Raw genomic sequence first — 19,886 nt, 5'->3', positions numbered from 1 at the left:
TCTCCGTCTCAAGCCGTTCGCGCGCGGCGTCCTTCGATCGGATAGGCGGGGTCGTTGTAGCCGGGCGTCGAGGGATGGCCCGGCACGACCAGGCTGTCGATCAGCGCCTCGTCATCCCCAGTGAAGCGGTAGTCGAGCGCGCGGATGTAGCCGTCCCACTGCTCCTCGGTGCGCGGGCCCGCGACGATCGAGCTGACGTAGGCGGAGTTGAGCACCCAGGCGACCGCGAACTGGCCGGCGGTGATGCCGTTCTTCTCGGCGTGGATCTTGATCTCCTGCGCGAGCTGGAGCGATTCCGGCCGCCATTCCGTCTGCATCATGCGGGTGTCGTTGCGGCCGGCGCGCGTCTCCTTGTCCGGTGCTGCGTCGGGCTTGTACTTGCCGGTGAGCACGCCGCGCGCCAGCGGACTATAGGGGACGATGCCGAGGCCGTAATAGGCGCAGGCCGGAAAATGCTCGACCTCCGGCATGCGGTTCATCGCGTTGTAGTAAGGCTGGCTCACCGCGGGCCGGTCGATGCCGAGCCGATCGCAGATGTTGCAGATTTCGGCGACGCGCCAGGCGCGATAGTTCGAGATGCCGAAATAGCGCACCTTGCCCGCGCGGATCAGGTCGCCCATCGCGCGAACCGTCTCCTCCAGCGGCGTCGCATGGTCTTCCTTGTGAAGGTAGTAGATGTCGATGTGGTCGGTGCCGAGCCGCGTCAGGCTTTCGTCGGCGGCCTGCAACACCCAGCGCCGCGACAGGCCGGCGCGGTTGGGATCGTTGCCCATGGGATTGGCAAGTTTCGTGGCGAGCACCCAGCCGTGGCGATGGTTGCCGATCGCGCGTCCCACGACCTCCTCCGATGCACCCTTCGAATAGGCATCCGCCGTATCGATGAAATTGATTCCGGCCTCGTAGGCCTTGTCGATGATTCGCTTTGACGAGGCCTCATCCGTCGGCCCGCCGAACATCATGGTGCCAAGGCATATCGGCGATACCTTCAGGCCGCTACGGCCGAGCTGGCGGTATTGCATGGGCTGGCTCCTCAGTGCTTCAATGGCCGCCAGCATAGCCAGCTACTCCCGTCATTGCGAGCATAGCGAAGCAATCCAGAAACGCGTCCGCTTCTCGTCGTCCCGGACAAGCGGAGCGCAGATCCCGGACCCATAATCACAAGACGTGGTTTGACGAAGACTCGTGGTTTCCAACTTCGCGCCACAACTTCACCCTGTGGTTATGGGTCCCCGCCTTCGCCGGGACGACAGTGGAGCAAGTGGCTGCAGCGATGGCCTATTCCGGCCCCTTCAAGATCTTGAACACGCCATTTGCCATCACCACGCAGCGGTCGTCCACGCTGACCTCGGTGCTCATGAAGATGAGGCTGCGCGTCGAGCGCACCACGCGCGGGCGGGAGATCAGGATGTCGCCGATCTTTCCGGCCTCGACGAAATGGGTGTCGAGCTGCACCGTCGCCATGAATTCCTTGCCGGAGACGTAGCGGGCGGTCATGCCGCAGGTACGGTCGGCAAACGTCATCATCACGCCGCCCTGAACCATGCCGCGGCGGTTGTGGTGCTTGTCTTCGGTCGCGAGTGCGAATTCGTAATGTCCCTCGACCTTGCGCTCCCACAAGGGGCCGATCAGGTGCATGAAGCCCGTGGTCTCCAGGATGGTCCAGCCGTCTGATTTGAGCCTTGCGGCGGCCTTGTTGGTCATGTGGTCGTCCGTTGCTGCGCGGGCCTTGCGATCTCATTTCATCGGGGCCGGAGGTGGTGTAGTCAAGCATGATGAGACCGTTCGACGATGCCACCCGGCGGAATATCGCGGCCGCCTGCGCGGCCTTCACGCGCCTGCCCGAGGATGATGCGCCGGCGGCATTGAAGCGGGCCGCGGTTGCGGTCGCGCTGACCGCGGCAGGCGAGGGCGACACCGCATTCCTGCTCACGCTGCGCGCGTCACACCTGCGCGCCCATCGCGGCCAATGGGCCTTGCCCGGCGGGCGCTGCGATGCCGGCGAGATGCCGGTCGAGGCTGCGCTGCGCGAGCTCGACGAGGAGCTCGGCCTCCGCCTCACGCATGCGGAGGTTCTCGGCACGCTGGACGATTATCCGACCCGCTCCGGCTATTTGATCACGCCGGTGGTGGTCTGGGTCGAGGGGAGCGCCGCGATTCGGCCGAACCCGGACGAGGTCGCCTCCGTCCATCGCATCGCGCTCGCGACGATCGAGCGCGACGACGCCTTCGATTTCGTCGCGATCCCCGAAAGCTCCCGCCGCGTGATCCGCTTCCATCACCAGATGAGCCTGATTCACGCACCGACGGCGGCGCTGATCTACCAATTCCGCGAGGTGCTGGCGGGACGGCACACCCGTGTGACCGAGCTGGAACAGCCGGTGTTCGCCTGGAAGTGACGCAAGAGACGAAAAAAGAGGTAAACGGCGCGTTAACGTGACGGTTACCGGATGCCTGCTAAAAGGGCAGCATGCATCGATCGATTCGAAATAGTCTGGCGCTGGTTCCACTCGCGCTTGTCCTGATCTCACCTGCCGCGCGTGGCGGCGAGGCCGACGCGCTGCCGCCCGCCGTCCGCAATGCCAATGCCCAGCTGCTGTCGCAGTTTTTTGCGCAAGGTGGCGCCTCGCCGGCAGTGCTCGAATATCGCCGCAAGCTCGGGGAATATCAGGCCGCGCGTGCGGCCTTCGACGAGGAGGCGGGCGCCTATTGGAGTCGGATCTCGGAGAAGCGCCGCGGTCGCAACGCCAAGCGGCGCAGCGGACAGCAGGTCACGCTGGAGGATTACGTGCTGGAGCATCCGCCGCTCTATAACGGGCCGAAGCGGCCGGTGAACCCGGAGCCGGAGGAAGCGCCGGACCGTCCCGCCAAAAAGCCCATTCCCGTCGTCTCCGATTTCCTGCGCGCCGCGCAGGAGCTCTACCAGTTTACACCACAGCGTCCGACATCAGAGGTCGAGTTCAAGCGCGCCTATGCGCGCTACGCGCTCGCTTCGGGCCTGACGCGCGAGCAGGCGGTGCGGGTCTATTCGTTCGAGACCGGCGGCACCGGCAGTTACGACGTGCAAGCGGGAATCGAGCATGGCGGCAAGCGCGCGATCTCGACCGCGATGGGCTACAATCAGTTGCTGACGACGAACAGTGTCGAGCTGCTGGCCGAGCAGGGCCATGAATTGATCCGCGCGCTCTCGGACAAGGTGGCGCGGACATCGGGGCCGGCGCGCCAGTCGCTCGAGCACAAGCTTGCCGTGCTGAAGAAAATGGTGACGCATGCGAAGTCGGTGCCCGACACCTGGTCGGAGCACGAGAAGATCGGCAACACCGCGCAGGGCTGGGCCATGCATGCGATGGTGCTGGACGTCGATATCGGCCCGATGCTGCAAACCCATAAACTTTTGACTTCAGTGCTGTTTGCGCGCGCCAAGGGTTACACCCGGCCGCTCACCGCCGCCGAGCTCGAGATGATGAATCTTACCGGCGACGGCACCGGCCTCGACATGGTGACGATGCCGCAGGCGGTGCGCGAGCAGGTGCCGACCTCGAACTTCTTCCGGCGCGGCGGTTACGAGCGCAACCCGGTCGCGATCCGCCACAACACGGTGGCCAAGCTGCTGGCGGTGACGGACATGCGAATGGACAGCAACAGCAGCAATGCCGGCGCGCGGGAGCTGGCTGGGGCGTTTTAATCCTCGGTAGCTGTCATGCTCCGCGAAGGCGGGGCATCCAGTACGCCGTGGCCTCTCGACTCAAGAACGACCGCCTCTGGAATACTGGATCGTGCGCCTTCGCGGAGGATGACACCGAGTGTGCGGGCGGCCGCGCCCCGACGCCCCTACTGATCCGGCCCGAACTTGAATTTGCCGTCGCCTTCCAGATACGGGCTGCTGCGCATGTAGAGCTGGCCGTTGTGGCCGATGAAGAACAGCGTGCCCTTCGGCACCTTCTTGGCGCCCTTCAGGAGTTCGCCGGCATTGCTGGTGCCCATCTTGTAGGCGAAGGTCTTGCCGTCCTTGTCGTAGGCATAGCCCGTGTCGGGCTTGAGCTCCCAGGGTGTCGCCGCGGTCTGCGCCAATGCGGGTGCTGCGAATGTGCCGAGCGTGGCTGCGAGTGCAAATGCCTTCGTCAAAAATGCCATGATCTCATCCTCCCCACCATAGGGGTGCCCCGCTTGAACAAATCACGAACGGCGTTTCCGGGTCAACTCGCGAAAGTGCCGCAGCGCATCACGTCCTGCCCAGCAGCTTGTGATTTTCCCTTCGTCCCCGCGCGACTATGTTCCGCTTTCCGTCTAGAACGCAACTCGACAACATTATGGGCAGGGATGATTCGGATGCGCCATGTGATTAAACTTTGCTGGGCTGCTGCATTGTCGCTGACGGCGCTGGCGCCGGCCGCCCGGGCCGATGACTACCAGCTCAGCCACAACCAGCGGATTTCGTGCAGCCGTGGCCTCGCCCCGGGCAAGTTGAACACCGCGACCTGCAAGTCCTACACCTACCTGTTCAATACCAAGACCTCTGAATATTTCCGCTGCCAGGTTTCGCTGGCGCTGACCCGCGACAACAAGGAAGTCATCAACGTCCAGACCGACGGCGGCTGCACCAAGAAGCCGCGCATCTTCGAGACGGACGGGCACTACGACTTCGACGCCACCGAGACCGAGCCGCCGAACACCAATTCGTTCTTCGGCCCCGGCGGCTACTCGGTGTGGGCCGCCGACGTCACCGCGCAGAAGGTGCGCGGCTGCATCATCATTTCCTCCGGCCTTGGCTCCGACATCTCCAAGTGCCTGGACATGACCTTCCAGTGAGAGGACAGCGCGCTCGAGCCTGATGCGTTGGGGCGCGGCTGACATGGCTGCGCCACGTCGCCGCACCCGCCGGGTTCCCCAGAAATCGAGCCGGAACGGCCATTTACCGCAGTCCTGTTTTGCCTATTGGATGGGTTGACCCGCTCCCCTCATCCGGCCAATTTCCCCGCCGGTTTGGGGAGTGGAAAAATCATGAAACGAACGTTCTTCGGCGTGGCCGCAGCTCTTGCTCTGGCGGCGTCGGCACCTTGCGCGCATGCGCAATCCTTCATCAACGTGCTGACCGGCGGCACCTCCGGCGTCTACTACCCGCTCGGGGTCGCGATCGGGAAGATCTACGGCGACAAGATTCCGAACGTGAAGACGCAGGTGCAGGCCACCAAGGCGTCGGTCGAGAATTTAATCCTGCTCCAGCAGGGCCGCGGCGAACTGGCGTTCACGCTGGGCGACTCGCTGAAAGCCGCCTGGGATGGCGAGGAGGAGGCGGGCTTCAAGACCAAGCTCGACAAGCTCAGGACCATCGGCGCGATCTATCCGAACTACATCCAGATCGTCGCAACCGCCGAGAGCGGCATCAAGACGCTGGCGGACCTCAAGGGCAAGAGCCTATCGGTCGGCGCGCCCAAATCCGGCACGGAGCTGAATTCGCGCGCGATCCTGGCGGCGGCCGGCATGAGCTACAAGGATCTCGGCAAGGTGGAATATCTGCCGTTTGCCGAATCCGTCGACCTCATGAAGAATCGTCAGCTCGCAGCGACCCTGCAATCGGCCGGCCTCGGCGTCGCTTCGTTGAAGGATCTCTCGACCTCGAGCCCGATCACGGTGGTGTCGGTGCCGAAGGAGACCGTCGACAAGATCGGCCCACCCTTCATCTCGGCGATCATTCCGGCCAACACCTATACCGGCCAGGACAAGGACGTGCCGACCGCGGCCGTGGTCAACTATCTCGTGACCAGTTCTGCGGTATCGGACGATCTCGCCTATCAGATGACCAAGCTGGTTTTCGAGTCGCTGCCGGAATTGCAAAATGCTCATGCCGCGGGCAAGGAGATCAAGCTCGAGACGGCGGCCTCCGGCAGCCCGGTTCCGCTGCACCCCGGCGCGATCCGCTATTATAAGGAAAAGGGGCTGATCAAGTAGTTAGCCTTACCCGTCGACGTCGTGCCCGGGCAAAAGCGCGAAGCGCGTCTTCGCGCAGATGTCCCGGGCATCCACGTTCTTGGCGGCACTGTAGCCGTGGATGGCCGGGACAAGCCCGGCCGCGACGTTGCGGAGACGGTGCCGATGTTATGATGGCCCTTCGTAGGGTTGAGGACGAATTGAAATGCTGGAAAAGCCAGAGGGCACCGGAGCGCCCATCAAGGTCGAGTTCGACAATTTCGAGCATGGCTTCCCGGAAGGTTTTGGTCCAGGCTGGTGGGGCACTCTCGCCTACTGGATCGGCATCGCGTTTGCCACCTTCCAGCTCTATGTCGCCGCCTTCAACTATCTGCCGAGCCAGGTGGTGCGCGGCGTCCATGTCGGCTTCCTCGTTCTCCTCACCTTTGGCCTGATCGGCAATTTCACCGCGAAGAGCGATCTCGGCCGCTCGCTCGGCTGGCTGATCGGCGGCGCCGGGTTCCTATGCGGGCTCTATCAGTGGATATTCTATGCCGATCTGATCGCGCGCGACGGCGATCCGACCAGGCTCGATCTCGTGGTCGGCACGCTGCTCGCGGTGCTGATCTTCGAGGGCACGCGGCGGTTGATGGGCGCGGCGCTGCCGCTGATGTGCGGCGCGTGTCTCGTCTACTGGTTCTTCGGGCAATATCTGCCGTCGCCGCTCAACCATCGCGGCTATGATTTCGATCAGATCATCACGCATCTGTCGTTCGGCACCGAAGGTTTCTACGGCGTGCCGATCTACGTGTCCGCGACCTACATCTTCCTGTTCATCCTGTTCGGTTCGTTCCTGGAGCGCGCCGGCATGATCCAGCTCTTCACCGATGTCTCGCTCGGCCTGTTCGGCCGCACCCGTGGCGGTCCGGCCAAAGTCGCGGTGTTCGCCTCGGGCATGATGGGCACGATCTCCGGCTCCGGCGTCGCCAACGTCGTCACCGTCGGCCAGTTCACGATCCCGCTGATGATCAGGTTCGGCTACCGCCGCGCCTTTGCTGCCGGCGTCGAAGCGACGGCCTCGATGGGTGGGCAGATCATGCCGCCGGTGATGGGCGCGGTTGCATTTATCATGGCGGAGACGCTTGGCGTCCAGTACTCGGAAATCGTCAAGGCGGCCGCGATTCCTGCGATGCTCTATTTCGCTTCCGCGTTCTGGATGGTGCATCTGGAAGCCGGCAAGCACGGTCTCGTCGGCATGAAGCGCGGGGAAATTCCGAGCGCCTGGAAGGCGCTGGTGACGCGCTGGTACCTCGTGTTGCCGCTCGCGGCGCTGGTCTACATGCTGTTCGAGGGCTTCACGCCGCTCTATGCCGGCAGCATGGGCCTCGCGCTGACGGTGGCGCTGATCCTGGGGACCAGCATCACCGCGGGCGTCTCGGCAACAGTCATCCGCTACATCTTCTGGATCGGGCTCGCGCTCGTCGTCGCCGCGCTGTCGCGTGACGGCCTTCAGATCGTGCCGGTCGCAGGAATCGTCGTCGCGTTGATCGTGATCACCGCCTTCGTGCGCGGCGGATTTTCCGCTCTGCGCGGGTGCCGCGATGCTCTCGCCGAAAGCGCAAAATCAGCCATCACCGTCGGCATGGCCTGCGCCATCGTCGGCGTCATCATCGGCATGATGTCGCAGACCGGCGTCGGCACCATTTTCGGTGGCTGGGTGATCGGTCTCGGCGAGAAGAGCCTGTTCCTGGCGCTGATCATGACCATGCTGCTGTCGATCTTGCTCGGCACCGGCATCCCCACCATTCCGACCTACATCATCACCGCCGCGCTCGCCGCGCCGGCGCTGGCAAAACTCGGCGTTCCTCTGATTGCGAGCCACATGTTCGCGTTCTACTACGGCATCATGGCCGATCTCTCGCCGCCGGTGGCGCTGGCGGCGCTCGCGGCCGCGCCGATCGCGAAGGAAAATCCGGACAAGATCGGTTGGGAGGCGATGCGCATCGCGCTCGCCGGCTACGTCATTCCCTTCATTTTCGTTTATTCGCCGGCGTTGATGCTCCAGGCCGGCGACCCCATGGCGGCGAAGCTTGGCTTCTATGGTGCGGTTGTGCTCGCCGCGTTCAAGGCGCTGGTGGCGATCGCGCTGTTCGGCATGGTCGCGATCGGATTCCTGTTCACGCGGCTGACACTGCTCGAGCGCCTCGTTGCGCTCGGCGCCGCGATGTGCCTGCTCGGCGATTTCCCGTTCAGCGACACCGCGGGCTTCGTGCTGACCGCGGCAATCGTGCTGTGGCAGTGGCGGCAGCGTCCGCCGGCGAGGGTCGAGGCGGTGTGAGCCTCTGCTTCGCAACAGCTTCAGGCGTGAAGGCGCTGGCGTTGTCCGCCTTCACGCTGGTGTGGACGCATTCGATCGAGAAGGTCGACTGGCAGGAAGACTGGCGCGTCACGCGGGCCGGCCTCGAACTGGTGCGGGCGCGGGTCAAAGGCACCGGCGCCGGCATGGAGCCGCCGCCCGAGGCGCGGCTCGTCGATGGCTGGTTTCAATGGCAGCCGAAGCGCGCGCCGATGCCGGAGGTCGCGCTCGGCAATTCGGCCGCGGCCGGCGAATGGCGGGTGTGTCATGACGGGCAGTGCCAGACGCTGTCCGAGATTGTCGGTCATGCAATCGGTGCTAACGTCACCACGATGAAGGTCTGCAACGATCCGTAGCTCGGATGGAGCGGAGCGAAATCCGGGAACGACACCGCCGGATTACGCTGCGCTCGATCCGGGCTGCAAATAACAACAAAGGAGACACGCGATGGATCGGCTCAAGGGCAAGGTTGCGATGGTGGTGGGCGCCGGCTCGATCGGCCCCGGCTGGGGCAACGGCAAGGCCACCGCGGTGACCTTTGCGCGCGAGGGCGCGCAGGTGATTTGCGTCGATCGCAATGGTGCTGCGGCCGAGGAGACTGCGAAGATCATCACGGATGAGGGCGGCAAGGCGACAGCTTTCACTGCAGACGTGTCGCGCGCGAGCGAGATCGAGGCAATGGTCGCGGCGTGCCTCAAGGCTTACGGCCGCATCGACGTGCTCGACAACAATGTCGGCATCGCCGAGATGGGCAGTGTGGTCGAGGTCACCGAGGAAAGCTGGGACCGCGTCTTCAGCGTCAATCTCAAGAGCGCCTATTTCGCCATGAAGCATGTCATTCCCGTCATGGTGAAGCAGGGCGGCGGCTCGATCATCAACATCTCCTCGATCGCCTCGATCCGCCACATGGGCATCTCCTACGTCACCTACGGCACCTCGAAGGCTGCGATGAACCAGATGACGCGCACCACCGCGATCGAGTTCGCGCGCCACCATGTGCGCGTCAACGCGATCCTGCCCGGCCTGATGAAGACCCCGATGGTCGAACATTCCGCAGGCCTCGCCGCCAGCTACGCCAAGGGCGATGTCGAAGCGATGTGGCGCGCGCGCGATGCGCAGGTGCCGATGGGCCACATGGGCGAGGCCTGGGATGTTGCCAATGCAGCGCTGTTCCTGGCGTCGGACGAGTCGAAATATGTCACGGGGATCGAGCTCGTGGTGGACGGCGGGATCACGTGCAAGGCGGGGGCGTAACAAACTTCAGCCAGCCCCGTCATCCTGAGGTGCGAGTAGCGCAGTGCATTTGCACTGCGCTACGAGCCTCGAAGGATGAGCGGCCACGCTGCAGCCGGGCCGTCGCCCTTCGAGGGCCGCTAAAGAAGCGGCCACCTCAGGGTGACGGGTTTTGCATTGGTGTTTCGGCTACAGAGCGCTCACTGCGCCAGCGCCAGAATCCCGCCGGCGAATGAATGCCATGCGGCCGTCTCACTGATCGGCCAGTTCAGCACCTTCACCGCCAGCAGCGCGAGTGTGCCGTAGATGTAGACCGGATGCACGCGGCCCTCGGCGCGCCAGTCGCGCACCATGGCGACGACGAGCAGGAGCGAAGCGACCACGGCCGGGGCGATCGTAACGGGCACCGGGGGCGGACCGGGCGGTCCGGATGGCGCAAGGAAGGTGAGGAACCAGCGCGCGATCGCGGCATCGAGGATCGAGACCGCGGCGAGCAGCATCAGGCGCTTGTGAATCTCGGGTTTGCGCGTGTTCATGATCGCGAGCACGAACACCACTGCGAAGAACGCGATGCCGCTCATCGGCACGATCGAGAAGGCGATGCCGGCCGCTTTCTGCCCGAGCGCGGCGGAATGCTGCATCACATGCACGGAGGCGAGGAAGCCGAAGATCGTCATCGCGGTCGCAAGCGACACGCCGGCAATCCCGAGTGCGCGGTGATTGACCACGCGGCCCGACGCTGCGAGCCAGGTCTGGATCACGAAATAGACAGACCAGGTGAAGAACAAGAGTCCGTGAAAATGAATCACCGGGCTCGCGGAAAACGTCCGGTGCGCGAGCGGTACAAAATAGGTCGGGGCGAAGCCGAGAAACGCGGTGGCCGCGCAAGCCAGTGCCATATTGAGATAAAAATATCGTGCAGGCGACGCATCACGCGCGCGTACACGACGGTCGTCGCTCAAGGTCGTCATCTGGAGTGAGTCTGGAGAGCAGGGGTTTGGTTCAATGCCGGCGGTTGATCCTCCGCCGTCGTCCCGGACAAGCGTAAGCGCAGATCCGGGACCCATAGCCACAGAGTCTGGTTGTGGCGCGAGATTGGCAACTCCGAGTCTTCGCCAAACGCCTCCCTGTGGCTATGGTCCCGGATCGGCGCGTGCTTGCGGCGCGCTTGTCCGGGACGACAGCTGTGTTTTCGGCTCGAAAGCATCATCCCCCCGCGCTCAATTCTGCGCGATCGAGCTCTTCCTCGATCTTGTGAAAGGCGTCGTCGCCGATCACTTCGGTGGCGCGGAGGTCGAAGATCGATTTGCGCGCGGCTTCGATGGCGCGGCGGCGCAGGGGATCGGCGGGCAATTCGCCGTTGCCGATGCCGCCGTTCGGATCGTCGTCTGCCTGCATCAGGACGGCGCGGTATTCGAGCCGCAGGATTTCCGCCTCCTCCGAGGGGTCGTCCTCGATCGCATCGAGCGCGGCGCGATAGGCGACCGCGCGGGCGCGCGCGACTTCGACTCGGACGGGGTCGTCGTCCTTGAGGCCGAAGGCCAGGATCAGAGGACGCAGCGTCAGCCCCTGCACGACCAGCGTGCCAAGCACGACCGCGAAGGCACTGAAGACGATGAAATCGCGATAGGGAAAGTTTTCGGGCAATGCAAAGGCGGTCGCGAGCGTGACGAGGCCCCGCATGCCGCACCAGGAGATGATGAGGCCGCCCTTGGGCGAGACGACGGACTTGGGATCCTTCGGGTGATAGATCCCGTGCGCGATCAGTGCGCGCAGCGTCGTGCGATAGAACGTCACCCAGGCGAGCCGCACCAGGATGACCGTGAGCAGGATCCAGCCCGCCGCCATGCAATATTCCCAGCGCACGTCCACATCGAGCCGCGTCCAGATCGGCCGCATCTGCATGCCGATCAGCATGAAGGCGAGCACGTTGAGCACGAACACCATCGTCTCCCAGACGGCATAGGACGGCACCCGCAGCCGTGCCGGCATGCGCGCCGGCGCCGTGCGCGCAACGGTAATGGCGTAGACGACGATGGTGAGGATGCCGGAGAGGCCGAGATGTTCGGCGGCGATCCAGACCATGAAGGTGGTCGCGAACTGCACGATGATCGCGCTCGGTGCCTCCGTCATCCGCTCCATGAACAGCGGAATGATGCGGCCGGCGAGAAGGCCGGCAACGACGCTGCCGACCAGCGCCAGCGCCATGGTCGGCGCGACCTGGCTCCATGTCAGATGCTCGGTGGCGACCGCGCCGACCGCGATGCGATAGATCAAGAGCGCGGTCGCGTCATTGAGCAGGCTCTCGCCTTCCAGGACCTTCACCATACGGTGGGGCAGCTTCACCTGACTCAGGATCGCGACCGCGGCCGCCGCATCCGGCGGCGCCACGATGGCGCCGAGCGCAATTGCGGCGGCCCAGGGCATATCAGGCATCATCCGATGCGCGACGTAGGCCACGCCGACTGTGGTGAGGCCGACCGCGGCCACCACCAGGGTCGAGACCGGAACCCAGTTGTTGCGGAGATCGCGCAGCGAGGTGTCGAAGGCGGCATCCAGCAGCACCGGTGCGACAAAAAGTGCCAACGCCAGGTCGGGTTCGAGCGTCCAGGACGGGCTGTTCGGCACGAAGGCGATCAGCGCGCCGCCGATGGCGAGAAAGGTCGGGTAGGGGACCTTGATCCGCCGCGCCAGCGCCGATAATGCAACGGCGCCGAGCAGAAGCACGATGATCCATTCGAATGTCGACACGTTGATTCCCGAAACCGATTGAGCGACGCCACAAGCTAGCACCAATCCGGCCCTATGATGGATAGTGCGGCCTCAAGGCAAGCCTCCAAGACTTTCCGACTGCAGCAAGCATGCGTTTTCAAAACCTCGTTCAATTGTCAGGTGCCGTACTGCTCTACGCGGTTTCGCTCAGTTCGGCTCACGCCGTAACCGGCGGCGAGCCGGCCGCTGTCACGCAGGTCGATGTCGCCCCCTGCCTTGCCGCGGCCGCGGCCGACGACTTGGACAAGGCCAATTCGACCTGCGCGGCGGTCATCGACAATGAGAAGACGGCCAAGGCGGACCTGCTCAAGGCGCTGATCGCGCGGGCCGCGCTGATGGCGCGGCACGACCAGATCGACCGTGCGATCGCCGACGACAGCCGCGCTCTTCTGCTCGATTCCACCCTCGCTGACCTCTTCAATGCCCGCGGCGAGCTCTGGCTGAAGAAGGGCGACAAACCGAAGGCGGTGCAGGATTTCGCCGCGGCGCTGAAAATCGATCCCAACCACGAGAAGGCCAAGGCCAATCACAAGGCGATGGCGCGCGAGCTCGAGCGGATCGGCGCGCAGATGGCGGTCGCGGGCAAGCCCAGCTTCAATTGCAGGAGCGCGCGCCGTGCGGTGGAGAAAGCGATCTGCGCCAACCGCGAGCTCGCCGACCTCGACCGCGAGGTTTTTGCGGCCAACGCGCGCGCCGTCCGCGAGGCGCAAAGCATGCGAAATCCCAGCCCCAACGCGCGCGCGCTCCAGCGCGAGCAGGACGATTTCATCACCCGCCGCAACGCCGAGTTTGGGCGGCCGGGATACGATCTGAAGAAGTCGATGCAGGAGCGGTTGCAGCGCCTGAACGGGGTGGATGGGCATTGAGGCGATCTTCGCCTCTCCCCGCAACACTCTTTTCAGCTTGAACCGCAGCCCGTTCCCGGGAAGATACCTCTCAAACAAGGCCGGCACTTGATCCTGGTCATGGCGGGACGAATGTCCTGTCGTCAGGTCCAAGCCAGGCCGATAAAGGGAACGGGAGCGCAGGCATGAAAGTCCAGGGAAACTTCGACACAAAGAGCAGCTATCACGAGGTCCATGCGCGCTCGCTGGCCGATCCCGAAGGCTTTTGGGCCGAGGCGGCCAAGGAGATCGATTGGATCGAGCCGCCGAAGAAGATCTTCGATGGCTCGCAAGGCGTCTACGGTCGCTGGTTCAGCGGCGGCGTCGTCAACACCTGCTACAACGCGCTCGACCGCCATGTCGAGGGCGGCCGCGCCAACCAGGTCGCGCTGATCCATGATTCGCCGCTGACGAACAGCGTCACCAAATTCACCTATGCCGAGCTCTTGAACGAAGTCCAGGCGCTCGGCGCCATCATGCAGGATTTCGGCGTCGCCAAGGGCGATCGCGTCATTCTTTATATGCCGATGGTGCCGGAGGCGGTGGTCGCGATGCTCGCCTGCGCACGCATCGGCGCGGTGCACTCCGTGGTGTTCGGCGGCTTTGCCGCGAAGGAACTCGCGACCCGCATCGACGATGCGCAGCCAAAGCTCATTCTCTCCGCAAGCTGCGGCATCGAGCCCGGCCGCATCGTCCAGTACAAACCGCTGCTCGACGAGGCGATCAAGCTTGCCAGCAGCAAGCCGAAGGCCTGCATCGTGTTGCAACGTCCGCAGCTCGTCTGCGATCTCACGCCCGGCCGCGATTACGATTGGGCGAGCCTGCGCCGCAAGGCGATGAACGACGGCAAGAAAGCCCCTTGCGTGCCTGTCGCCGCCACCGATCCGCTCTACATCCTCTACACCTCGGGCACGACGGGCATTCCCAAGGGTGTCGTGCGCGACAATGGCGGCCATCTCGTCGCGGTGAAATGGTCGATGTTCAACCTCTACGGCGTCAAGCCGGGCGAGGTCTGGTGGTGCGGCTCCGACATCGGTTGGGTGGTCGGCCACAGCTACATCATCTATGGCCCGCTGCTGCATGGTGCGACGTCGATCATGTACGAGGGCAAGCCAATCGGCACGCCCGATGCGGGTGCGTTCTGGCGCGTCATCTCGCAGCACAAGGCGGTCGCCTTCTTCACCGCGCCGACGGCGTTCCGCGCGATCCGGAAAGAAGATCCGGACGGCAAGTTCATCCGGCAGTATGATCTGTCGATGTTCCGCACGCTGTTTCTCGCCGGCGAGCGCGCCGATCCGCCGACGGTGGAATGGGCGGAGCAGCAGTTGAAGGTGCCGGTGATCGATCACTGGTGGCAGACCGAGACCGGCTGGTGCATCGCCGGCAATCCCGTCGGTCTCGGCATGCTGCCGGTGAAGCACGGCTCGCCCACGGTGCCGATGCCGGGCTATCAGGTCGAAATCGTGGACGAAGCCGCAAAGCCGGTCGGTCCCAACACCATGGGCTCGATCGTCATCAAGCTGCCGATGCCGCCGGGTTGCCTGCCGACGCTGTGGAATCAGGACGCGCGCTTCAAGGAAGCCTACCTCACCGAATTCCCCGGCTACTACAAAACCTCGGACGCCGGCTACAGGGATGAGGACGGCTACGTCTTCGTCATGGGCCGCACCGACGACATCATCAACGTCGCCGGCCATCGCCTCTCTACCGGCGGCATGGAGGAGATTTTGGCCTCGCATCCGGATGTCGCCGAATGCGCGGTGCTCGGCGTCAAGGATGCGATCAAGGGCGAGGCACCCTGCGGCTTCCTGGTGCTCAAGGCCGGCGTGACGCGAGCGCCTGCCGAGATCGAAAAAGAGATCGTCGCGCTGGTGCGCGACAAGCTCGGCCCCGTCGCTGCCTTCAAGCTCGCCATCACCGTCGGCCGCCTGCCCAAGACGCGTTCCGGCAAGATCCTGCGCGGTACCATCAAGAAGATCGCCGATGGCGAGGCCTGGACCATGCCGGCCACGATCGAGGATCCCAAGGTGCTGGACGAGATTGGCAAGGCGTTGAAGGGGAGGGTGTGAGGCGGAGTGTCATGCCGGCGAGGCGCGACGACTCTTCACCAGCTTCCGCTGTCATCACCCGCGAAAGCGCGCGATCCAGTATTCCAGAGACGCCGATGCTAGAGCTGAAACGCCGCGGCGTACTGGATTTCCCGCTTTCGCGGGGAATGACGTCGAGCGGGGGAACGGCGTCCGAGGACTTACATTCTCCTCATTCCGCGCTAAACAGGGCGGGCCAATAGGAACCTCGTATGCCACTCGCCGCTGCGCCGCGCCTGCTTGCAGCTGTGCTGCTCGCGACCACTCTCTCCGCCTGCTCCGCGCGCTACCAGACGCCGGTGGCGATGGGTGGGGACGATGACGACGCTGTGTGCCAGAGCCGCGGCTATGCGCAAGGCTCGCCGGAATATGTGTCCTGCCGCAAGGACCGCGACGTCCAGCGCAGCGCCGCGATCACCCGCTCCGACCGCCGCCAGCGCGATCTCGGCGAGTACATGCTGAACCATCCGGATCGGCCGTAGGCGCGTACATTGCCGTCGCTCGCAACAAAAACGCGGCGGGTCGCCCCGCCGCGTTCGAATCGGATTCGATAGCGAACGAAGAGAAGAGGAATACTACTCCTCCTCCTGGTCCTGCTTCTTGCCGCCGAGCGTCTTCAGCTTGGCGAACACGGCGTCGACATTGAGATCGTCGCTCGATCGCTCCGCGGGCTCGTACTCGTCCTTCTTGGTGGTCTCGGAGGCCGGCAGCAGGGTGGCGCCGCCATAGGCAGCGTCGATCGGCTTTTCCTTGGCTGCGCGCGCCACTTCGAAATCAAGCTCGATCTGCGAGCAGAGGCCGAGGGTGACAGGGTCGATCGGCGTCAGCTGGGAGGTGTTCCAGTGGGTGCGGTCGCGCACGCTCGCGATCGTGCTCTTGGTCGTGCCGACCAGGCGCATGATCTGGGCGTCCTTGAGCTCGGCGTGGTTGCGCAGCAGCCAGAGGATGGCGCTCGGGCGCTCGTGGCGGCGGGAGACCGGGGTGTAGCGCGGGCCCTTGCGCTTGGGCTGGGGCGGCAGCACCACCTTGCTCTCCTGAAGGCGGAGCCGGTAGTCCGGGTTCCTCTCGCCCTTCTCGATCTCCTCACGGGTCAACTGGCCGTTGGAGAGGGGATCCATGCCCTTGATGCCCTGGGCGGCGTCGCCGTCGGCGATCGCGCGCACCTCGAGGGGATGCATCTTGGTGAAATCGGCGACCTGGTCGAAGGTCAGCGCAGTGTTGTCGAGCAGCCAGACGGCGGTCGCCTTGGGCATCAGAGGTGCGTTGCTCATGGCAAATCTCCTTTGTGCTTCGCCCACCCTTTTGGAGGCGAAACCGGTGGTCATCAGCGATGACAGGGAATTCGTGCTATATAAGCCCGGAGGGGGTAGCCACGCAATGGTTCTGCTATAGATAGTGCCTTGACAGCGCCCGAAAGGGGGCCCAATTCCCTTTGAAGTGCCTGTAAAGTCCTAGCAGACCCTTTTAAGCCCTATTCAATCCATCGACCGCCCCCGCCAGAAGGCGAAACGGGTGATTCGGTCCCGAGATCGCTCAATGTCAGCCAAACCAGACCTCAAGATCGTGCTTTGTTCTCCCCGCGGTTTCTGCGCCGGGGTGGTCCGGGCGATCGACACAGTGGAACGGGCGCTCAATAAATACGGCGCCCCCGTCTACGTTCGCCACGAGATTGTGCATAATAAGTACGTCGTGGACGGGTTGAAGAAGAAGGGTGCGATCTTCGTCGAGGAGCTCGCCGAAATCCCGGAAAACACCACCGCGCCGGTGGTGTTCTCGGCCCATGGCGTGCCGAAATCGGTTCCGGCCGACGCCACGTCCCGCAACCTGTTCTCGCTGGATGCGACCTGCCCGTTGGTGACCAAGGTGCACCGCGAGGCCGCGATCCACTTCAAGCGCGGCCGCGAGATCTTTCTGATCGGCCACTCCCACCACCCCGAAGTGGTCGGCACGCTCGGCCAGCTTCCGGTTGGTGCCGTAACCCTGATCGAGACCGCCGAGGACGCCAAGACCATCGCCCCGAAGGATCCGAACAACCTCGCCTTCGTGACCCAGACCACACTGTCGATCGACGACACCGCGGAGATCGTGGCGCTGCTCAAGGAGCGCTTCCCGAACATCAACGGCCCGCACAAGGAAGACATCTGCTACGCCACCACCAACCGCCAGCTCGCGGTGAAGAAGGTGGCGCCGGTGGTGGACGCCCTGATCGTGGTCGGTGCGCCGAATTCGTCGAACTCACAGCGCCTGCGCGAAGTCGCCGAGCGCGAGGGCTGCCCGATCGCGGTGCTGGCGCAGCGCGCCGCCGAGATCGACTGGAAGCGTTTCGAAAACATCACCAGCCTCGGCATCACCGCGGGCGCGTCCGCGCCGGAAGTAATCGTCGAGGAGATCATGGACGCCTTCGCCGAGCGTTTCACGCTGCATGTGGAGACGGTCTCGGCCGCGGAAGAGAACGAGTTCTTCCCGCTGCCGCGCTCGGTGCGCCCCGAAGCCGCCGCCGAGTAGACTTTTATGGCGGTCTACACCGACGTTGCCGCCGACGAGCTTGCGGATTTCCTGAAGCAATACGATCTCGGCGAATTGCTCTCCTACAAGGGCATCGCCGAGGGCGTCGAGAATTCCAATTTCTTGCTGCATACCACCAAGGGCTCGTTCATCCTCACGCTCTACGAAAAGCGTGTGGCGAAAAACGATCTGCCGTACTTCCTCGCACTGATGGCGCATCTCGCCGAGCACGGCATCAACTGCCCGCTTCCGGTGAAAGCAAAGGACGGCGAGGCGCTGCGCCAGCTGTCGGGAAGGCCTGCGGCGATCATCACCTTTCTCGAAGGCGTCTGGCCGCGCAAGCCGAATGCGACCCATTGCGCCGGCGTCGGCGAGGCGCTGGCCAGGATGCATCTGGCCGGTGGCAATTTTGCAATCAAGCGCGTCAACGCGCTGTCGGTCTCGGGCTGGCGGCCGCTGTTCGACGCGGCAGCAAGCCGCGCCGATGAGGTCCAGCCGGGCCTGCATGCGTTTCTTGCCGCCGAGCTCGATTATCTCGCGAGCGGGGTGTGGCCGAGCAATCTGCCGGAAGGCGTGATCCACGCCGATCTCTTCAACGACAACGTCTTCTTCCTCGGCGACAAGCTCTCCGGCATCATCGACTTCACCTTCGCCTGCAACGATATGCTGGCCTATGACATCGCGATCTGCCTGAACGCCTGGTGTTTCGAACCGGATCATTCCTTCAATGTCACCAAGGCGCGCGCCTTCCTCAATGCCTATGGCCGTGTACGAAAACTCTCCGAGGCGGAAGAAGCCGCGCTGCCCCTGCTCGCGCGCGGCGCCGCGATCCGCTTCCTGCTGACGCGGCTGGTCGACTGGCTCAACGTGCCGCCGGGTGCGCTGGTCAAGCCGAAGGATCCGCTGGAATATTTTCGCAAGCTGCGCTTCCACCAGAGCGTTTCCAGCGCGCGCGACTACGGGCTGATGGCGTCAGGACTGGTGGCGTGAGCGAGCTTCCGGTCGTAACGATCTATACCGACGGCGCCTGCTCGGGAAATCCCGGGCCCGGCGGCTGGGGCGCGATCCTGAAGTTCGGCGACAAGGAAAAAGAGCTGAACGGCGGCGAGCGCCACACCACCAACAACCAGATGGAATTGATGGCGGCGATCTCCGCGCTGGAAGCGCTGAAGAAGCCGTGCACGGTCGATCTCTACACCGACAGCCAGTATGTCCGGCAGGGCATCACCGGCTGGATCCACGGCTGGAAGCGCAACGGCTGGCGCACCGCCGACAAGAAGCCGGTGAAGAATGTCGAGCTATGGCAACGGCTCGACGCCGCGCTCAAGGCGCATGACGTGCGCTGGCACTGGGTCAAGGGCCACGCCGGCCACCCCGAGAACGAGCGAGCGGATCAGCTCGCGCGTGACGGGATCGTGAAGGCACGGCTGCAGCAGAGGGTGGCGGAGTAGCGCGGGGGTGCGCGCCCTCTCGACTGGTCATGGCCGGGCTTGACCCGGCCACCCACGTCTTACCGCGCGTGACCAAGAACGTGGGTGCCCGGGACAAGCCCGGGCATGACGTCATCCTTGGATACAGGCGCGTTCAAACGGCTTACAACTGCCCCAGCAGCGTATCGCCGCCCGACACCTCGACCTTGCCGGGCATCGCCTCGAGGTTCAGCTTCTTGACCACGCCGTCCTCGACCAGCATCGAGTAGCGCTTGGAGCGGATGCCGAGGCCGTTGCCGGAGGCGTCCAGCTCCATGCCGATCGCCTTGGTGAAGTCGGCATTGCCGTCGGCGAGGAAAATGGCCTCGTCGCGCTGATCGGTGTCGCGCTTCCAGGCGTTCATGACGAAGGCGTCGTTGACGGAGACGATGGCGATGGTGTCGACGCCCTTGTCCTTGATGGCGTAGGCGTTGAGGAAGATGCTCGGCAGATGCATCTTGTGGCAGGTGCCGGTGTAGGCGCCGGGCACTGCGAACAGCGCCACCTTCTTGCCCTTGAAGATATCGTCGGTGGTCTTCACCTGCGGACCTTCGGCCGTCATCACGCGGAATTTCGCCTCGGGCAGCTTGTCGCCAGTCTGGATCGCCATCGTCAGTCTCCCTGAAAATCGGTCCCGCTTTTTAGACCGTGCGGTGGCCCTGCACAATATTGCCGG

Annotated in this window: 20 protein-coding genes; 13 read left to right on the top strand and 7 right to left on the bottom strand. The window is 64.1% G+C overall.

What is annotated here, in order from left to right:
- Nucleotides 1–8: 8 nt before the first annotated feature.
- Together IVA80_RS23425 and IVA80_RS23420 are read right to left on the bottom strand one after the other, a co-directional pair.
- Nucleotides 9–1,019, bottom strand: a complete 1,011-nt coding sequence (locus IVA80_RS23425; RefSeq protein ID WP_247435880.1) for an aldo/keto reductase — start codon at nucleotides 1,017–1,019, stop codon at nucleotides 9–11.
- Between the two features lie 256 nt (nucleotides 1,020–1,275).
- Complete coding sequence (locus IVA80_RS23420) at nucleotides 1,276–1,701, bottom strand: PaaI family thioesterase (protein ID WP_247435877.1); 426 nt, start codon at nucleotides 1,699–1,701, stop codon at nucleotides 1,276–1,278.
- A 68-nt stretch (nucleotides 1,702–1,769) separates the two neighbouring features.
- Here IVA80_RS23420 and IVA80_RS23415 point away from each other — a divergent pair, with 68 nt between their 5' ends.
- Both IVA80_RS23415 and IVA80_RS23410 read left to right on the top strand, forming a co-directional pair.
- Complete coding sequence (locus IVA80_RS23415; protein ID WP_247435874.1) at nucleotides 1,770–2,396, top strand: CoA pyrophosphatase; 627 nt, start codon at nucleotides 1,770–1,772, stop codon at nucleotides 2,394–2,396.
- A 71-nt stretch (nucleotides 2,397–2,467) separates the two neighbouring features.
- The gene (locus IVA80_RS23410; protein WP_247435871.1) at nucleotides 2,468–3,682 is read left to right on the top strand and encodes a hypothetical protein; all 1,215 of its coding nucleotides are present in this window, start codon (nucleotides 2,468–2,470) and stop codon (nucleotides 3,680–3,682) included.
- Nucleotides 3,683–3,828: 146 nt separating this feature from the next.
- Here the strand turns inward: IVA80_RS23410 and IVA80_RS23405 are convergent, their stop codons facing one another.
- Nucleotides 3,829–4,131 (bottom strand): hypothetical protein, encoded by a 303-nt coding sequence (locus IVA80_RS23405; RefSeq protein ID WP_247435869.1) that lies wholly within the window; start codon nucleotides 4,129–4,131, stop codon nucleotides 3,829–3,831.
- Between the two features lie 195 nt (nucleotides 4,132–4,326).
- Between IVA80_RS23405 and IVA80_RS23400 the strand changes: the two genes are divergently transcribed.
- From IVA80_RS23400 to IVA80_RS23380, 5 genes are all read left to right on the top strand, one after another.
- On the top strand, nucleotides 4,327–4,806 hold the full coding sequence (locus tag IVA80_RS23400) for a hypothetical protein (protein WP_247435866.1): 480 nt from the start codon (nucleotides 4,327–4,329) through the stop codon (nucleotides 4,804–4,806).
- A gap of 192 nt (nucleotides 4,807–4,998) precedes the next feature.
- Nucleotides 4,999–5,946, top strand: coding sequence for a TAXI family TRAP transporter solute-binding subunit (locus tag IVA80_RS23395; protein ID WP_247435863.1), 948 nt, complete (start codon nucleotides 4,999–5,001; stop codon nucleotides 5,944–5,946).
- 184 nt (nucleotides 5,947–6,130) lie between these two features.
- Entirely contained in the window at nucleotides 6,131–8,242 is a 2,112-nt protein-coding gene (locus IVA80_RS23390; protein ID WP_247435859.1) for a TRAP transporter permease, read from the top strand.
- The gene (locus IVA80_RS23385) at nucleotides 8,239–8,616 is read left to right on the top strand and encodes a DUF1850 domain-containing protein (RefSeq protein ID WP_247435856.1); all 378 of its coding nucleotides are present in this window, start codon (nucleotides 8,239–8,241) and stop codon (nucleotides 8,614–8,616) included. Before IVA80_RS23390 ends, IVA80_RS23385 begins: the two co-directional genes overlap by 4 nt.
- A gap of 91 nt (nucleotides 8,617–8,707) precedes the next feature.
- On the top strand, nucleotides 8,708–9,514 hold the full coding sequence (locus tag IVA80_RS23380) for a glucose 1-dehydrogenase (protein ID WP_247435853.1): 807 nt from the start codon (nucleotides 8,708–8,710) through the stop codon (nucleotides 9,512–9,514).
- Nucleotides 9,515–9,693: 179 nt separating this feature from the next.
- Here the strand turns inward: IVA80_RS23380 and IVA80_RS23375 are convergent, their stop codons facing one another.
- Nucleotides 9,694–10,464: a hypothetical protein gene (locus tag IVA80_RS23375; protein ID WP_247435850.1), complete on the bottom strand. Its 771-nt coding sequence runs from the start codon at nucleotides 10,462–10,464 to the stop codon at nucleotides 9,694–9,696.
- Nucleotides 10,465–10,699: 235 nt separating this feature from the next.
- Nucleotides 10,700–12,244 carry a sodium:proton antiporter gene (locus IVA80_RS23370; RefSeq protein ID WP_247435847.1) on the bottom strand — a complete coding sequence of 515 codons (1,545 nt, stop codon included), beginning with the start codon at nucleotides 12,242–12,244 and terminating at the stop codon, nucleotides 10,700–10,702.
- Between the two features lie 110 nt (nucleotides 12,245–12,354).
- Between IVA80_RS23370 and IVA80_RS23365 the strand changes: the two genes are divergently transcribed.
- The 3 genes from IVA80_RS23365 (at nucleotide 12,355) to IVA80_RS23355 (ending at nucleotide 15,718) form a co-directional block, all read left to right on the top strand.
- Nucleotides 12,355–13,131 carry a hypothetical protein gene (locus tag IVA80_RS23365; protein ID WP_247435844.1) on the top strand — a complete coding sequence of 259 codons (777 nt, stop codon included), beginning with the start codon at nucleotides 12,355–12,357 and terminating at the stop codon, nucleotides 13,129–13,131.
- 164 nt (nucleotides 13,132–13,295) lie between these two features.
- Nucleotides 13,296–15,218: a propionyl-CoA synthetase gene (locus IVA80_RS23360; protein WP_247435842.1), complete on the top strand. Its 1,923-nt coding sequence runs from the start codon at nucleotides 13,296–13,298 to the stop codon at nucleotides 15,216–15,218.
- A gap of 230 nt (nucleotides 15,219–15,448) precedes the next feature.
- Nucleotides 15,449–15,718 carry a hypothetical protein gene (locus tag IVA80_RS23355; protein WP_247435839.1) on the top strand — a complete coding sequence of 90 codons (270 nt, stop codon included), beginning with the start codon at nucleotides 15,449–15,451 and terminating at the stop codon, nucleotides 15,716–15,718.
- Between the two features lie 93 nt (nucleotides 15,719–15,811).
- Here the strand turns inward: IVA80_RS23355 and IVA80_RS23350 are convergent, their stop codons facing one another.
- The gene (locus IVA80_RS23350; protein ID WP_247435836.1) at nucleotides 15,812–16,507 is read right to left on the bottom strand and encodes a cell cycle transcriptional regulator TrcR; all 696 of its coding nucleotides are present in this window, start codon (nucleotides 16,505–16,507) and stop codon (nucleotides 15,812–15,814) included.
- 265 nt (nucleotides 16,508–16,772) lie between these two features.
- Here IVA80_RS23350 and ispH point away from each other — a divergent pair, with 265 nt between their 5' ends.
- The 3 genes from ispH to rnhA are packed head-to-tail and all read left to right on the top strand — an operon-like array spanning nucleotide 16,773 to nucleotide 19,192.
- A complete protein-coding gene (gene ispH / locus IVA80_RS23345; RefSeq protein WP_247435833.1) occupies nucleotides 16,773–17,741 on the top strand; it encodes a 4-hydroxy-3-methylbut-2-enyl diphosphate reductase in 969 nt (322 codons plus the stop codon).
- 6 nt (nucleotides 17,742–17,747) lie between these two features.
- On the top strand, nucleotides 17,748–18,731 hold the full coding sequence (locus tag IVA80_RS23340; RefSeq protein WP_247435830.1) for a homoserine kinase: 984 nt from the start codon (nucleotides 17,748–17,750) through the stop codon (nucleotides 18,729–18,731).
- Entirely contained in the window at nucleotides 18,728–19,192 is a 465-nt protein-coding gene (gene rnhA, locus IVA80_RS23335; protein WP_247435828.1) for a ribonuclease HI, read from the top strand. Before IVA80_RS23340 ends, rnhA begins: the two co-directional genes overlap by 4 nt.
- 142 nt (nucleotides 19,193–19,334) lie before the next feature.
- Here the strand turns inward: rnhA and IVA80_RS23330 are convergent, their stop codons facing one another.
- Entirely contained in the window at nucleotides 19,335–19,820 is a 486-nt protein-coding gene (locus tag IVA80_RS23330) for a peroxiredoxin (protein WP_247435825.1), read from the bottom strand.
- Between the last annotated feature and the right edge of the window lie 66 nt (nucleotides 19,821–19,886).

It is taken from the genome of Bradyrhizobium sp. 139 (assembly GCF_023074175.1).
Taxonomy (GTDB): domain Bacteria; phylum Pseudomonadota; class Alphaproteobacteria; order Rhizobiales; family Xanthobacteraceae; genus Bradyrhizobium.
This window is presented reverse-complemented; position numbering and strand designations above follow the sequence as displayed.

What these genes read in the sequence shown, in the direction of transcription:
- IVA80_RS23425 (WP_247435880.1), bottom strand. Translation starts at nt 1,019, where the DNA reads ATGCAATACCGCCAGCTCGGCCGTAGCGGCCTGAAGGTATCGCCGATA.
- IVA80_RS23420 (WP_247435877.1), bottom strand. Translation starts at nt 1,701, where the DNA reads ATGACCAACAAGGCCGCCGCAAGGCTCAAATCAGACGGCTGGACCATC.
- IVA80_RS23415 (WP_247435874.1), top strand. Translation starts at nt 1,770, where the DNA reads ATGATGAGACCGTTCGACGATGCCACCCGGCGGAATATCGCGGCCGCC.
- IVA80_RS23410 (WP_247435871.1), top strand. Translation starts at nt 2,468, where the DNA reads ATGCATCGATCGATTCGAAATAGTCTGGCGCTGGTTCCACTCGCGCTT.
- IVA80_RS23405 (WP_247435869.1), bottom strand. Translation starts at nt 4,131, where the DNA reads ATGGCATTTTTGACGAAGGCATTTGCACTCGCAGCCACGCTCGGCACA.
- IVA80_RS23400 (WP_247435866.1), top strand. Translation starts at nt 4,327, where the DNA reads ATGCGCCATGTGATTAAACTTTGCTGGGCTGCTGCATTGTCGCTGACG.
- IVA80_RS23395 (WP_247435863.1), top strand. Translation starts at nt 4,999, where the DNA reads ATGAAACGAACGTTCTTCGGCGTGGCCGCAGCTCTTGCTCTGGCGGCG.
- IVA80_RS23390 (WP_247435859.1), top strand. Translation starts at nt 6,131, where the DNA reads ATGCTGGAAAAGCCAGAGGGCACCGGAGCGCCCATCAAGGTCGAGTTC.
- IVA80_RS23380 (WP_247435853.1), top strand. Translation starts at nt 8,708, where the DNA reads ATGGATCGGCTCAAGGGCAAGGTTGCGATGGTGGTGGGCGCCGGCTCG.
- IVA80_RS23375 (WP_247435850.1), bottom strand. Translation starts at nt 10,464, where the DNA reads ATGACGACCTTGAGCGACGACCGTCGTGTACGCGCGCGTGATGCGTCG.
- IVA80_RS23365 (WP_247435844.1), top strand. Translation starts at nt 12,355, where the DNA reads ATGCGTTTTCAAAACCTCGTTCAATTGTCAGGTGCCGTACTGCTCTAC.
- IVA80_RS23360 (WP_247435842.1), top strand. Translation starts at nt 13,296, where the DNA reads ATGAAAGTCCAGGGAAACTTCGACACAAAGAGCAGCTATCACGAGGTC.
- IVA80_RS23355 (WP_247435839.1), top strand. Translation starts at nt 15,449, where the DNA reads ATGCCACTCGCCGCTGCGCCGCGCCTGCTTGCAGCTGTGCTGCTCGCG.
- IVA80_RS23350 (WP_247435836.1), bottom strand. Translation starts at nt 16,507, where the DNA reads ATGAGCAACGCACCTCTGATGCCCAAGGCGACCGCCGTCTGGCTGCTC.
- ispH (WP_247435833.1), top strand. Translation starts at nt 16,773, where the DNA reads ATGTCAGCCAAACCAGACCTCAAGATCGTGCTTTGTTCTCCCCGCGGT.
- IVA80_RS23340 (WP_247435830.1), top strand. Translation starts at nt 17,748, where the DNA reads ATGGCGGTCTACACCGACGTTGCCGCCGACGAGCTTGCGGATTTCCTG.
- IVA80_RS23330 (WP_247435825.1), bottom strand. Translation starts at nt 19,820, where the DNA reads ATGGCGATCCAGACTGGCGACAAGCTGCCCGAGGCGAAATTCCGCGTG.